This window comes from Streptococcus hongkongensis (assembly GCF_053206145.1).
On sequence record NZ_JBRUGD010000010.1, the window covers coordinates 31,754 to 46,842 of the forward strand.

General features: G+C 37.8%; 10 protein-coding genes. All 10 read right to left on the reverse strand.

The annotated features are described in order from the left end of the window. Positions 1 to 8: 8 nt before the first annotated feature. The 10 genes from ACVRZD_RS07305 to dtd all read right to left on the reverse strand — a co-directional run bounded on the left by ACVRZD_RS07305 (position 9) and on the right by dtd (position 15,078). Positions 9 to 803, reverse strand: a complete 795-nt coding sequence (locus tag ACVRZD_RS07305) for a phosphatidate cytidylyltransferase (protein WP_447450392.1) — start codon at positions 801 to 803, stop codon at positions 9 to 11. A 17-nt stretch (positions 804 to 820) separates the two neighbouring features. Further along, positions 821 to 1,570, reverse strand: coding sequence for an undecaprenyl pyrophosphate synthase (gene uppS, locus ACVRZD_RS07310; protein WP_447450393.1), 750 nt, complete (start codon positions 1,568 to 1,570; stop codon positions 821 to 823). A 155-nt stretch (positions 1,571 to 1,725) separates the two neighbouring features. Continuing rightward, positions 1,726 to 2,109, reverse strand: coding sequence for a preprotein translocase subunit YajC (gene yajC, locus ACVRZD_RS07315; RefSeq protein ID WP_037626452.1), 384 nt, complete (start codon positions 2,107 to 2,109; stop codon positions 1,726 to 1,728). A gap of 260 nt (positions 2,110 to 2,369) precedes the next feature. Continuing rightward, positions 2,370 to 2,735: a DUF6568 family protein gene (locus tag ACVRZD_RS07320; RefSeq protein WP_230588956.1), complete on the reverse strand. Its 366-nt coding sequence runs from the start codon at positions 2,733 to 2,735 to the stop codon at positions 2,370 to 2,372. Between the two features lie 79 nt (positions 2,736 to 2,814). After that, positions 2,815 to 3,810 (reverse strand): UDP-glucose 4-epimerase GalE, encoded by a 996-nt coding sequence (gene galE, locus ACVRZD_RS07325; RefSeq protein WP_037626448.1) that lies wholly within the window; start codon positions 3,808 to 3,810, stop codon positions 2,815 to 2,817. A 308-nt stretch (positions 3,811 to 4,118) separates the two neighbouring features. Beyond that, positions 4,119 to 10,454 carry a pullulanase gene (locus tag ACVRZD_RS07330; RefSeq protein ID WP_447450394.1) on the reverse strand — a complete coding sequence of 2,112 codons (6,336 nt, stop codon included), beginning with the start codon at positions 10,452 to 10,454 and terminating at the stop codon, positions 4,119 to 4,121. A gap of 235 nt (positions 10,455 to 10,689) precedes the next feature. Then, on the reverse strand, positions 10,690 to 12,300 hold the full coding sequence (locus ACVRZD_RS07335; RefSeq protein WP_447450395.1) for a glycoside hydrolase family 13 protein: 1,611 nt from the start codon (positions 12,298 to 12,300) through the stop codon (positions 10,690 to 10,692). An 89-nt stretch (positions 12,301 to 12,389) separates the two neighbouring features. Next, positions 12,390 to 13,523, reverse strand: coding sequence for an ABC transporter ATP-binding protein (locus ACVRZD_RS07340; RefSeq protein WP_037626446.1), 1,134 nt, complete (start codon positions 13,521 to 13,523; stop codon positions 12,390 to 12,392). A gap of 105 nt (positions 13,524 to 13,628) precedes the next feature. Beyond that, a complete protein-coding gene (locus ACVRZD_RS07345) occupies positions 13,629 to 14,477 on the reverse strand; it encodes a helix-turn-helix domain-containing protein (protein WP_037626445.1) in 849 nt (282 codons plus the stop codon). 157 nt (positions 14,478 to 14,634) lie between these two features. Beyond that, entirely contained in the window at positions 14,635 to 15,078 is a 444-nt protein-coding gene (gene dtd / locus ACVRZD_RS07350) for a D-aminoacyl-tRNA deacylase (protein ID WP_037626443.1), read from the reverse strand. Positions 15,079 to 15,089: the final 11 nt, after the last annotated feature.

Sequence of the window (15,089 nt, forward strand, 5' to 3'; positions counted from 1 at the left end):
CATTTTTCTTAGAATAAGCCAAATAGGTGCATAATTGGAAAAACAAAAATCATCGAATCAAATCGATCTAAGATGCCCCCGTGCCCAGGAATTAACTTCCCTGAATCCTTAACGCCATAATGGCGCTTGATAGCACTTTCAACTAAATCACCAAATTGTGCAAATACAGAGAAACATGCTACAAAAATAAGCATGATAAAAAAGTTAAATGGCGCATAAACAGCTTTATCAATAAGCATGAAAAGAAATGCTACAACAACTGCTGACAGAATACCTCCTAGACTACCTTCAATAGTTTTATTAGGAGATACTTTTGGTAACAATTTTCGTTTCCCATATTGACGACCAATCATATAGGCACCAATATCAGTAGCCCAAACAATAAATAAGGCTAATAAGACTTTGTCAATCCCTGCCATCCTTGCATGGACTAAATTTTGAAAGCCAATCCCTACATAAAGACTAGCTGCAATCGGGAAGGCTGCATCATCAAATGAGTAGCGCTCACTATTGATAACCGTTCCAGCTAAAATGAGAAAGACAAATAACCCATAGCAAGCAAAACTTGCATCAATCGGCAAAAAAGTCAAATATGAATCCATCGGAATAGTCAACACAAAAGCTGCCATCATCGCCAAAGTGCCTTCAAATGAAAAAACTTCAAGTCGCTTCATTTTGAACATTTCAGAAACAGCAATCATTGCCAACAGCCCAACAAATAGTTGAAAAGGTAGGCTACCAAATGCTAAAAAGGGTAAAAAAATCGCTACTGCAATTAAGCCCCATATTACACGTTCTTTCATATAAACAAATACTCCTACTAAACCCCACCAAATCGACGTTGACGACGGTTATACTCTTCTAATGCTTCAATCAACTGGGCCTGTTTAAAATCCGGCCATAATACTGACGTAAAATAAAACTCACTATAGGCTGATTGCCATGGTAAAAAATTACTTAGCCGTAATTCGCCACTTGTTCGAATGATTAAATCAGGATCTCGGTAAAGATAAGGGAGATGATCTGTCATTAAATAACTGGCAATCAAGTCCTCCGTAATATCTCCTGGATTTAAATTAGCATCCAATACATCTTGAGCTATCATTCGCACAGCACTGGTAATCTCAGCACGGCCGCCATAATTCAAAGCAAAGTTAAGCACTAACCCTGAATTGCGACGTGTTGTTTCGATTGCTTGATTTAAAGCTTCTAAAGTTGATTCTGGTAACCGGTGCGTCTCACCGATCATTTGAATACGAACATTGTTTTTGTTCAACTCAGGGACATATTTGTCAAAGAACTCAACGGGTAAATTCAGAATATAATTCACTTCTTCTTCTGGACGAGACCAATTTTCAGTTGAGAAGGCATAAACTGTCAATACTTTTACACCTAATTTAGAAGCTGCAATAGTCACTTCTTGAAGAGCATCCATTCCTACTTTATGGCCAAAGACTCGTGGTTTTAACCGTTTTTTTGCCCAACGACCATTGCCATCCATTATAATTCCAATATGTTTTGGAATCTTATCTAATTTTGTATTTTTTGATTTTACTTTTAATCCAAACATGTCTTATCCTTATTTTAAGCGTACTTATTTAATATTTTACCATAATTACAAGTATATTACTTACCTTTTATAGTGGATTTACTTAAAAAATGAGCCCTTATAGCTAGATGACCATCAAATAACTACAAGAACTCATACATATGACATAAAAAATATTATTTTGATTCACTAATTGCTGTCTCTTCTTGAACAGCAATATCTGTGTCTTCAACTACTGGAAGATTTGTTTCATCAACAGTTACAACTTCTTCAGTTGATGCAACTGTTTCTGTCACTGCTTCACCTTTTGAAACAACACGTTTAATGGCTGACAATTCAAACGGTAAAAATATACCATCTACATCTAAAACAACACGATTAGCTTCTTTATCAACATCATCAACAAAAGCATACATACCACCAATTGTAACAACTTGGTCACCCTTAGTAATAGCATTCAATTGATTTTGACGTTCATTGGCTTGTTTCTTTTGTTGACGTTGCATGACAAAGATCAATCCAATCATTACTACAAACATTAATATTGTTGAAATTCCCATGATTTCTCCTTAAATCTATTTTAAAGTCAAGTTTAACTATATCAAAAATGCTGATATATATCAAGGAAAGCCTATAAAATCGACAATCATTTTTTTAATTGCCCAACTAATTTAGATGCCTTAAACAGCTTGATAGACAAAGTCACCTAATAAAATAGCTCAAACGGCTTTGTAGTCATAAATTAAAGAAATACCCTTGAGACAGGAGAGGCAAAAATTCCACTTCTTCTCTTGTCTTTAAAAAATCAAGATTATTTTTTCTATGCTTCAATGAAGCTGATAATGTCTTGCTCACTTAATGATGAATCACAAACTCGTCTGATACTGCCGTGTTTTGAAACAAGCAAGGCAGGGACAGTTGGAATATGATTGTCTTCCCTAAATTGAGATATCAGTGGCAAATCGACCATATTATCACTTGCAACGAAGTATACATGGTAATTTTTTTCTTTACTGACTGATGCTAATTTGGGAGCAAACCGTCGACAGAATGAACAGGTGTCACGACCTAAAAAGGCAATGACTTTATCTTCTGTTTCAATCTTATCACTAAGTTCCTGAACAGTAACTTCTTCGAACTGTTTTATAACGTCACTAAAATGCATATCTTTTCCTTTTTCTTTCAATTATATCTGTTATTTTATGCGAAAAATTCTTATTTTTCAAGAAATGAAATGAAAAAGACTAAAATTAGTCTTTTTAAGTCTATTCTTCATAACCATTTGGATGGCTTGAATGCCAAGTCCAAGCAGTTGCGATAATTTTTTCAATATCATCAAATTCTGGTTTCCAACCAAGTACCTCACGTGCCTTACTTGAATCAGCAATTAAGCTATCTGGATCACCTTGTCTCCGGGGACCAATTTCAGCAGGGATTGATTCTCCGGTTACTTTACGTGCTACTTCTACAATTTGCAAATTCGAAAAGCCTGTAGAAGAACCTAAGTTGAAAGCTGTTGACTCATTTCCTTCTCTTAAATACTTAACCGCCAGGCTATGCGCTTGCGCCAAATCGAAAGGATGAACATAGTCACGAACATTAGTCCCATCTGCTGTATCATAATCATCTCCAAAGATAGTCATTTTCTCACGGTTGCCCTGGGCCACTTGTAAGACAACGGGAATCAAGTGAGTCTCTGGATTGTGGTCTTCACCAATGCTACCATCAGGTTTATCACCAGCAACATTGAAATAACGAAGTGCTACAAATTTGATGCCGTAAGCTTCATCACACCAAGCCATGATTTTTTCCATCATCAACTTACTTTCACCATAAGGATTAATTGGTTTTTGTGGAGTACTTTCTTTAATTGGCATTTCTTCTGGAATACCATAAGTAGCAGCTGTTGATGAGAAGACAATATTTTTCACACCACATTCATTCATCACTTCTAATAATTTTACCATGCCTACTGTGTTATTGTCGAAGTATTTAAGTGGGTTCTCCATTGATTCACTGACCAAAGAATAAGCTGCGAAATGAATAACTGCATCAACTTGAGGGTTTTCTGTGAAAACCTGACGCATAAAGTTCTGGTCGGCTAAATCACCTTCATAAAACTTAGCATCCTTATGAACTGCTTGACGATGTCCTGTAACCAAATTATCAACGACTACAACTTCTTCATTTTCCACTTCGATGAGTCGATCAACCATATGCGACCCGATATAACCAGCTCCACCAAGTACTAAAATTGTCATTTCTTATTCTCCTATTTCCTTAAATAAAACTAGCTAATTAGGCATTCTTATTTATAAATATTTCTAACTCACTTAACCCACAATATTATGATTATGTTCTTTGTTGTTTATAGTCTAAATACGCTCTATTATTATACTCATCTAAAAGATTTTTTTCAACTGTCATAAGGGCATTTCTCAATATCTTTCTCTACAATTTTTTAGGTAAGAAAAGAGACAGCCCAGACTGTCTCTTAGTTAACTAATAGCTTTCAGGAATTATCTTAAAGCATTCATCTTATTAATGTCTTTAAAAGAATCGACAACCATTAGTTTTTCTTCTTGTAAACAACTACAGCACCTAAGCTCATGAGCGCTAGCAACCCAACTGAAGCTTGAGTTGTTGAGGCATTACCTAGCATTCTTTTTTTCTTGTGCTTATTAGTTTTTTTAGCCATTTTCAGCATTTCTTTTTCAGCTTTGTTTAGCTTTCCTGTTGCTACCCATTTCTTGTATTGGCCATAATTTACTGTTTGGTAACCTTTGGCCTGTTTAGCTTTCCCAGGTACTCCCTCTTCAACAGGAGAATCCCCTTTAGTAGATGGTTGTTCTGTTGGTGTTGGCCTAGGAGTTTTATCGTCACTACTTGGAGTTTCTGACGGGTTAGGATCCTGTGAGCCAGCTTCTGGACTGATCACTGGCTCTTTTTCGGGTCTTGTCTCTGGCTCAGAATCACTTGAAGGCGCAGCAATTTTCAAAACAGTCGCTGTTAAGGCACTGAGTGTTAGACCAGTAGCATCAAATTTAAGTCCGACATAATCTGTCAAACTCTTTGTTCCTGCGCGATCAGCATCAACTAAAACTTGTGCTTTAAGCCATTCTTGATCCAAAGTGAAGTGACGCTCTTTTTGATCAGCATTGACTAAAACAACATAACGGTCACCATTACTTGCTGTCACCATATAGCCAATCACTAAATCAGATTCAGATACGCCATTTTGCCCTGGAATAGTCAAGAGCTTCACATTTTGGTCAACTAAATCTTTTGTGCTCAAGTGGAAAGCATCTGTTGAACGACGTAGTGCAATCAACCCTTTCATGTAGTCATGACTCTTAACATTTTCTGGGAATAGTTGTGCATTAGTAGCTTTTTGCCAATCAAAATGATTAATCGCATCTGTTGAGTCATAAGAATCATGGATAAAGTATGGATAGTCAAAAGGTTTTCCATTTTGGTCAACTAAAAAGTGTGACTTATTAGGAACTTTATCTGCAGCAACTGGCAACTTATAGGCTGGATCACGGAACTGTTTCGTGCGACCATACTCTTGACCAGAGTGAACAAATGCTGTTCCTTGAGAAGTCATCATCATCAAATTACCAAGACGTAAACGACGATGGATTTCGGCGTTATTTTCTGCAATTGATGGGTCTTTTTTGATTGACTGCGCGATGATATCAAATAGGGTTAAATTGTCATGTGCTGCAATGTATTGAATAACGTCTCCTGGGTCATCCGCAGTAAAATTAGTTGGTTGTGCTTTGATGTTACTAAAGAGTCCATTAACACTTCTAGCACCACCAGTTAGAAAAGCAGGTTGCCCTTCATTTCCAAATCCAGATTTCAAGATATTTCGCATGTCATCTGAGAACACTCCAACAGTATCTGTCTTACTCATCCATTTTTGGTCAGCTGCTACTTGTGGTTGATTCTCATCACCAGCATAGGTAACCCAACCTTCGCCTAACATGATAATATTTGGATTGATTGCTTTGGCTGCTTTGAAGGCAGCTTCTATCGAAGCTGCATCATGGTCACCCATCATATCAAAACGAAAACCATCTACTTTAAATTCATTGACCATGTAGGTAATGGAATCAATCATTAAGCGTTTTGTCATGTAATGGGTTGTTCCAAGACGACCACCACCAAAGCTTGAACGAGGTGTGCCATCAGCATCCATAAAGTGGTAATAATTAGGCTCTAAATCTTCAAAAAGATTGACTTTAGCTGTATGGTTATAAACCACATCTAAGATGACTCCCATCCCCAGTTTATGAATTTCATTAACCAAATTTTTAAATTCTTCAATTCGCTTAGCAGGATCTGTAGGGTCTGTAGCATACATACCAGTCAAGGCAAAATAACTTTGTGGGTCATATCCCCAGTTATAGTTTGTGCTACTTGAAGCATAATTAGTCAAACGTTCTTTGTTCATTTCATTAACAAAGTAATAAGACATTACAGGTAACAATTGCACATGGGTTACTCCTAATTCTTTCAAATAGGACAAGCGTTCTGCAAAGGCTGCAAAGGTTCCAAATTGGTTGGTTAATTGACCTGAAATCGTTTGATCCGAGGTGAAATCTCGTACATGAGCTTCATAGATAATAGCATCTTCTCTTGTTTTAAAACCTGGAATTTTAGCAAAATCTAATTCTTTTGGACCAAGTTGACTTGGGTTAACAAAAGCTGCTTTAGCTACTGCATATGATGGCCCTTTATCAGCTATATCAGAATTCCATTCCGCTAGGGATTTAGCATACGGATCTAGAACAAGAAACTCTTTTCCACCACGCATAATTGCATAATGATAGTAATAGCCGCTATAGTTACTAATTCCTAAACCAGATGATTGGTCCAAACGAAGGGTCCACTGCCCTTTATCTCCTTTAGTCATGGCTACTTTTCCAGTTACTACGTTTTGATTGTCTTTATCATAAATAACGAGTGAAACAGCCTCTGCACTTGGTGACCAGAGTCCCAAATCAACCACTTGTCCATTTTCAGAGACAGTCGCCCCAAGAGGGCCGTCATAAGCATATAGGGCATCTTTATATTGCCAATTGCTTTTTGCTGTAAATTTATCAGTTAGATAAGAAACAGTGTATGGACCATTGCCAGCAAGGAAATTACCTGTGATGTCAATGGTTTTGTTGATCGGAGATAATTGAATACCAGATATTGCCACAACTTGTGAATTCTTATCAGTAATCGTGAGATTTTTCAAAATTGTTGCCTGGTCAGCCCCTTCCAAACTTGTCATGCTGGCTACAATACTTGTTGGGCTTGTCTGTTGAGCCCCCATCATACGCACGTTATTCACAAAATAAGGATTAGTGTAGATAGTCGCATCATCGTCTTTGAGGAAAATCTGAGAGTGATTCTTAAAATCGATGAATTTGTAATCCTCTTGACGAATTTTAACGGCATTTTCAGCTTTACTCTCATCCAAGAGAAGGAAGCCTAGCTCACTTGGTTGGTTTGTCATTTTGATATCTATATACGCTCCATACTTTCCAATAGTTTTAAAGTTTATGCCGTCCGGCCATTTGCCAAGCTGGCTAAGAACACTAGGATCTACACTCCCCCATAGCCAAAGAGACTTATTGGTATAGTCTCCGTCGGTACGGAAATAGTTAATACGCACTGTTCCTTCAGCTTGAGGCAAGTAATAATGCACTTTGTATGACTCGTCAAACCACACTTCGTTCATTGACTGACTAAGAATGTCTAAGGACTGGTCACCTGTGATATTATTTCCTGCTGTATCATTAATCAACCATTTCAGTAAATCACGTGGTCCTTCAGACATCTTAATATCTAAATAATAACCGTAGTTATCTTGTTTAGCACTAGAAAAGCTAGTTGCTCCTGTTGGCCAAGGTCCCTTTTTTTCAGACGGCACATCAACATCTTCCCATGTCCACAATCCCAAACTTGAAAGATTATCTGATGGCAGTGTTTTGAAATGCATTCTGATAAAACCCGCAGCAATAGGTGTTTCAGTATCAACCTTAGTTTCTACACCTAAAATCTCGCCAGAACTAATAGTAAGCAACATGGTGCCACCAGAAATAGATCCTGGCACCTCTAGCGTTACATGGTATAATCCATCAGCCACTGTTTGGGCCTGATAAGTTTTACCAGTATAAGCATCTGTTATCACAGCATCCGCACTGCTCACTTTAAGCGTTAACTGTCGAGCAGCCTCTTCCACATGATACAACATATATGCTTGGTCAGTCGCCGAAGATTGTTTACTTAAAAGCCATTTTTGGCTGTCATTTGAGGCAATTAGTTTGTAATCTCCCTTAGCAAACAAATCGCTGTGTGCTTTTCTAAAGGCTAATAATTTCTTGTAATGTTCAAGGAGATCACTATTGCTTGTTTTAGCCCAGTCAAAATCATAACGGTTATCATAGAAAGGCCAATTATTTGCCCCACTTTGACCAAGCTCTTCACCATAATAAATAACAGGTTGCCCTTTTGCCGTTAATAACAAACTAGCAGCTAATTTGAATTTATTAAGATCACCACCAATACTGTAGAGGAAGCCGTCTTCATCATGGCTGCCCAAGAACTGTGACAACAGTTGACTACTTGTGATAAATTGATTTCGTGCTGCTAATTCATCACTAGCCGCCTTCATTTGACCGTTTACTAACAACTTAGCAATATCTTTAAAGCCAAAGTCAAGCAAACTATCCATTGTTCCAGTGCCAAGGTCACCTTTAGTATCCTTATAACTTGCTTCCCAACTTTCGCCAACTAAGTGGAAATCAGCGTCTTTCAAAGCTAATTCATTTTTAAAATGTTGCCAAGTGGTATCATCAACGTGTTTTACGGTATCAACACGAAAGGCATAGATACTATTACCTTTAGCAGTTTTTGATTTTTCTAACCATTGACTTTGCCATTCTACTAATTGTTTGCGGACAGCGGCATCCTCAGTTTTAAAGTCAGGCAACCCTGCTAATGAATCTTTTTGATCATCTCCTTTAACAACATCACTACCTGTCCTAATCATTCCAGCAAATTTATTTCCAGCACCATAGCCCGCGTGGTTTAAAACAACATCAACAATGATATTTATTCCACGTTCTGCGGCTTGGTCAATCAAGTTATGGAAATCTTCAAGTGTGCCTAAGTGAGGATTTAACTTTTCAAAATCATTAGCCCAGTAACCATGATAAGCATAATACTCCTTGCTTGCTTCAGTCGAAACATTTTGTGGCACATTCTCAACGATTGGAGTAATCCAAACACTCGTTACTCCCAACGATTTAAGGTAATCCAGCTTAGCCATTACCCCCTTAAAGTCACCACCTTTGTAGATTCCTTTTTGATTAATCGCAGAGCTATAAGGTTGATTATCGAGATTATCATTGCTAGTATCGCCATTATAGAAACGGTCAGTGACCATAAAATAGATGATTTGTTCATCCCAATCCTTTTCTCCGTCTTTCTTTTGGCGATCTGTAATTGATACTGTGACACTTGTGTCATAATAGCCATTATCAGCATCATAAATACGAATCGGAAGACTGTAAGAACCTACCTTTGTAGCAGAGCTAGCAGTAATCGTCACTCGGTTAAGTTCTGGTGAGATGAGAATTTTTCCCCCACCTAGTTGCGCTGTGTCAACTTCCATCCGAGTGATTTTAGCAGCGTCTGGATTTGTTAACTGTACATCAATTAAACCAGTTTCATTGTAATTAAAGGCTCGTAAACTAGTTGCAGTTGCTGTAACTTTTTTATTACCAGGAACAGCTTTTGAAAAATCTTGTTCAGCATCAGCCTTGATGTAATAAGGGTTGGTATAGACGGTATCGTCACCACTCTTTAGGAAAATTTGGCTATTGTTTTCACGGTCACTAAAATGCATGTCACTCGTTTTATTTCCTAATGTTGTTGGATCATTTTTATTAACTAATAGGAAGCCTAAATTTGAGGCCAAACCTTGTGATAATGGCACATCAACATAACGGCCATACTTGCCTTCATTAACAAATTCTAAAGCCCCTGACGGCCAGTTTTGACTGGTAGTTGAGACATCTCCCCAAGGCCAAACTCCCCAGCCGTCATAATTATTATCAGCACGTTTATAATTGATGCGAATGCTATTTTTATCAGCTAACGGTTGATAGGTATAAGTATTAAACTGATTATCAATCCAAGCCTCATTCATACTTGGATCAATTAGTGGTACTTTGCGGTCAGCCTCGCCCACTTTATTAGCACCATCCAAAAGAACATAACCAATATCACCAGGAATGGCTGCTTTAGCGATATCTAAATAGTGACCATAAGCATCCTTTTGTTGATTGTTAAAAGAAGTTGCAGCAGTTGGCCAAGTCCCAGTAGACGGTTTTTCTACTCCACCCCAAGTCCAAATAGAAGATTGGTTTACATTAGCATCTGTCACTCCTTGGAAATGCAAACGAATGTTACCACTTGCAATTGGCACTTCAGCATTAGGTGCCGCTTGAGTTGCTGGTGCAGCAAAACTCTGGTCAGGCTGACTTTGCACACTACTTGTCACTGGCTCTGGACTTGTAACAATTGCTGGCGCTGCTTGAACAGAACTCGTATCGGCCACTGATGTAGCTTGATTCCCTTGTGCAATAATGGGCTCTTCGGTCGTGGTAACGGTTACATTTTTTTGCGCAATTATCGCCGTAGAAGGCTCTGTAACAGGCGTTACTAGACTGACATCAGCACTAGCTGCTGGCCTTACCGTATCGGCCAATACTGGTGATTGCCCCGCGAAAAAAAGAGCTGATGCAATGGCAACTGAAGCAACTCCAACTTTGAACTTACGAATACTAAAAATATGACGCTTTTCAGGTAAAAGCGCTTTTTGCTTTTTTTGTGACAACATCCTTATTTTCTCCTTAACCTTTTTTCATTATTAGTATATCGTCTCATAAACAATAAAGCAAGCGCTTTCCGCTTATTTTTTTAATTTTATTATAGCAGTTGAAAAATCAATGTTTTATTACATGCAATCGCTTGTTTTTTATTTTTTTAAAAAAGACAACTTTTTGAACTACCTTCAAAAAGTTAGACAAAAACGCTAACGATTAGAGGCAGTTCAAAAACATGTCTTTTAGTTTCTAATGAAAATGAATACAAAAAGCATCCCAAGGTTGTAAACAAGATGATTGCACTACAGCATCAACATCTGTATTAGCAATGATAACCTGATAGTCACTTTCTGGTAATCTAATGGCTTGTTTTTGATCAGATAGATTGACTACCACCAAATACTTATCTTGATGTAACTGGCGTTGGTAAGCGAAGACATTGTCAGCTGATTCTAACAGTTGGAAGTCTGCTTCTACTAGCCAATCTTCTGTTTTGCGCAAGCTTATGAGTTTTTGATAGGTATAGAAGATTGAGTTCTTGTCAGCCAAAGTTGCTGCTACATTGATGTTCTGATAATTGGGATTGACTGGCAACCAGGTTGTTTCAGCATCAGAAAATCCAGCATTGGCTGAAGCATCCCATTGCATTGGCGTTCTAGCATTGTCTCTGCCAATCCGTCTGATACTTTCCATAATATCCTCTATGGCTTTGCCATTCTCCATAGCTTCTTGAGCATAATTGAGAGATTCTATGTCATCTACTTGACCCAAGTTTTCAAATGGGTAATTGGTCATCCCAATTTCTTCACCTTGATAGATATAAGGTGTCCCTCTCATTAAATGAAGGAGTATCGCAAAAGCTTTTCCTGATTTAATCCGATTTTCTGCCGTATTACCCCAAATTGAGAGAATGCGAGGTAGGTCATGATTATTCCAAAAGAGTGAATTCCAGCCCTCGCCAAGTTTTAGTTCTGTTTGCCATTTAGAAAAAATCTTTTTCAAAGCAGAAACGTCTAAACTTTCTGTAAAGTCCCATTTAGGGTGACCTTCTCTTGACTGAAGAGCAATGTGTTCAAATTGAAAAACCATTGATAATTCTTTATTTTCTGGGCGCGAGTATTGTTTGGCAATTTCTGGTGTAGCTCCCCAAGTTTCACCAACTGTCAGCAAATCATGGTTGCCAAAACTAGCTCTATTCATTTCTTTGAGATAGCTGTGCAGTCTTGGTCCATTACCAGTGATTCCTTGGTCTGGTAATTTCCCAATCAAGTCAATCACATCCATGCGAAAGCCACCAATACCTTTATCTATCCAATAATTCATCATATCATAGATTTTTTGTCGGAGTTCTTCATTTTCCCAATTCAAATCCGGTTGCTTCTTACTGAATAAATGTAAATAGTATTGTCCTGAAGTTGGATCCAATTCCCAAGCTGACCCAGAAAAAATTGAGGTCAAGTCATTGGGCTGATCTCGCCATATATAATAATCCCGTTTCGGGCTTGTTAGATTTTCTCTAGCTTCAATAAACCAAGCATGTTCATCCGATGTATGGTTGACAACCAAATCCATAATGATTTTGATATCTCGTTTATTTGCTTCCGCAATTAAACAATCCATGTCAGTCATATCTCCAAAAATAGTTGCTATAGCTTGATAATCAGCTATATCATAGCCATTATCATCCATTGGAGACTGATAAACAGGCGAAATCCAAAGCGCTGTAATCCCTAGCTCTTGTAAGTAATCCAATTGACTGGTTATTCCTTTTAAATCACCAATACCATCACCATTACTATCCTTAAAGGACTTAGGATAAACTTGATATATTGTTGCTTTATGCCACCATTTTTGTTCCATTTTTGTTACTCTTTCTAGTCTTTTTTGAAACAAAAACCTCAAAATCATTTCTTTTGAGGTTTTTGCTTTATTCTAGGAGGAATCGCTCATTAACGAATTGCTTGTTCTGTTTCCAAATCAAAGAAGTGACCTTTTGACACATTGAATGTCAAATCTACGATTTCTCCTGGATTATGGAAATCACGCGCATCAACTCGCGATGCAAATTCTGTACTACCTTGTTTAACATAAAGCATTGTTTCTGAACCTAATAATTCTGAAACTAAAACTTCAGCTTTAACACTAGCACTTGGGAATGTATCTTGAACAATTTGATTTGCTGAAATATCTTCTGGACGAATACCAAAGATGACTTTTTTACCTAGGTAACCACCTGCTTCTAGGACTTTTTCTTGGCCTTCCGGAATAGCAATATCCAATCCTTCTTCACTCGTGATACGACCACCATTGACAGTTACTTCAAAGAAGTTCATAGCTGGGCTACCAATGAATCCTGCAACGAATTTATTAGCAGGAAGGTTATACAGCTCTTGTGGAGAACCAACTTGTTCAATTTTACCAATAGTACCATTTCCCTCTGGATTTTTAGTGGCACTCATAATAACGATACGATCCGCTAATGTCATTGCTTCTGTTTGGTCATGAGTAACATAGATGGTTGTTGAACCAATGCGACGGTGAATCTTCGCAATTTCAGCACGCATTGATACACGCAACTTAGCATCCAAGTTTGACAATGGCTCATCCATTAAGAAAACTTTAGGATCACGAACAATCGCACGTCCCATGGCAACACGTTGACGTTGTCCACCTGATAAATCAGCCGGTTTACGATCTAAGAATTCTGTCAAACCTAAGATGGTTGCTGCTTCTTTAACACGTTGGTCAATATCATCTTTTTTATATTTACGAAGTTTTAAACCAAAGGCCATGTTATCATATACAGTCATATGAGGGTATAGGGCATAGTTTTGGAAAACCATGGCAATATCTCGGTCTTTAGGTGATTTGTCATTAACAACTTCACCGTCAATTTTTAGCTCACCTTCAGAAATATCTTCTAGTCCCGCAATCATTCGAAGCGTTGTTGATTTACCACACCCTGAAGGCCCAACGAAAACGATAAACTCTTTATCAGCAATATCCAAATCAAAATCTTCAACTGCGTAGTGACTTGTATTAGGGTATTTTTTGAAAATGTGATTCAAATTTAATTGTACCATGTCTAGCTCCTATATAACCTTTTTTGTTAAAACCAGTATATCAAAGTAAACGATTTCATAAAAGAGACAAAGCGCCCAAATTTCTTTGGGCACCTTGCACAATCGTTAGTTTTTTTTAAAATATAGATAAGCAAAAGCTAAATCATCAAGATTTTTTAAATTAAGACCTGTTTGCATTTTCAACTTATCAAGCTTGTACTGTAATGAATTACGATGAATGTATAATTTTTGTGCAGATTGCACCAGATTCCCTTGTGATTGCCACATTGCCACAATTATATCTGAGATGTCCTTGTTCTGAACTAAACAATGGTTAAAATGAGCTTCCATCGCTTTTAATGAAATCGCCGCTAGCAAAGACCAGAGCATTAACTCAGGATATCTTGTTACTTGCTGATCGCTTTTTTCAGTAAGATAGGCTGAAAAAAGTTTATTTTCTTCTTCAAAATAACTAGATAGGGGAGCTAAACTATCAGATGACCATCTATTGCCCACGAATACTCTAAAAGTCTGACCAAAGTCATTTTCTAAAGTAGGCATAATATCAGTCAGAATCCCCAAACTATCTTGACTTTCTTCTCTTTCAATCAAAAAAGCAGTTCGTGTTGGGCTAATTGGAATACGCTCACTAACTTGCCCAAGGACGGAAGAAATAATGTCAATTAATTCTTGATCAAGTTGCTCCTGATGATTGAAGTAAATAAACTGATAAGCGTCCAGCTCTGTTGGTAATTGACCTTTTTTTTCGATTAAATAGCGTTGCCATGCTGATTTTCCTTGTCCTGCAGAGCTATTGTCCAAAGCCAAAAGTTCCAAAAACTTCAGCTCACGCGCTGTCAGTTCTGCTCTTGGAAAATTTAAATATGAATCACCTTGGGCAACACTGATCCATTCAGGACTCCCTTTAGGAAGAGGTGTCCGTTGTAGTTGGGGAAAGAGCTCTTTAAGGGTCATATGAAATCCTTTCACTAGTTAACATAGAAAAATTATAACATAGAAATCAGCCAGAAAAATATCAAAGACAGTCGCCAAAAGCCCAAAGAATAGATAGGCTAACAATTGATTCGTTCGATATTCTTGTAATTTCTCTCTCATGCTTCTTCTTTTGAGCTTATCTATTTTTTGTATCCAAGATAATGGTGACCGGTCCATCATTAACGAGACTGACTTGCATGTCTGCTCCGAAAACACCAGTCTCGACTGGGCAAAAGCCTGCCAATTGACGGTTCAAATCATCATATAATTGACTGGCCAATTGAGGGCTAGCAGCTCCTGTAAAGGCTGGTCGATTACCTTTCTTGGTGTTAGCAAACAAGGTAAACTGCGAGATAGACAAGATAGCCCCTTGACGATCTTGAATAGACAAGTTCATTTTATCATCCTGATCGGAGAAGATCCGCATATTAACAATTTTACGAACAGCATAATCCAAATCATCCTGATTATCCTCTGGACCAACACCAACCAATAGAAGAAGACCAGCTTGAATGTTCCCATGAATCAAACCATCAATAGCTACTGAGGCTTGTGATACCCGTTGAATAATAATTTTCACTGACTTCTCCT

What these genes read in the sequence shown, in the direction of transcription:
- ACVRZD_RS07330 (WP_447450394.1), bottom strand. Translation starts at nt 10,454, where the DNA reads ATGTTGTCACAAAAAAAGCAAAAAGCGCTTTTACCTGAAAAGCGTCAT.
- ACVRZD_RS07335 (WP_447450395.1), bottom strand. Translation starts at nt 12,300, where the DNA reads ATGGAACAAAAATGGTGGCATAAAGCAACAATATATCAAGTTTATCCT.
- ACVRZD_RS07305 (WP_447450392.1), bottom strand. Translation starts at nt 803, where the DNA reads ATGAAAGAACGTGTAATATGGGGCTTAATTGCAGTAGCGATTTTTTTA.
- yajC (WP_037626452.1), bottom strand. Translation starts at nt 2,109, where the DNA reads ATGGGAATTTCAACAATATTAATGTTTGTAGTAATGATTGGATTGATC.
- uppS (WP_447450393.1), bottom strand. Translation starts at nt 1,570, where the DNA reads ATGTTTGGATTAAAAGTAAAATCAAAAAATACAAAATTAGATAAGATT.
- ACVRZD_RS07345 (WP_037626445.1), bottom strand. Translation starts at nt 14,477, where the DNA reads ATGACCCTTAAAGAGCTCTTTCCCCAACTACAACGGACACCTCTTCCT.
- ACVRZD_RS07340 (WP_037626446.1), bottom strand. Translation starts at nt 13,523, where the DNA reads ATGGTACAATTAAATTTGAATCACATTTTCAAAAAATACCCTAATACA.
- galE (WP_037626448.1), bottom strand. Translation starts at nt 3,810, where the DNA reads ATGACAATTTTAGTACTTGGTGGAGCTGGTTATATCGGGTCGCATATG.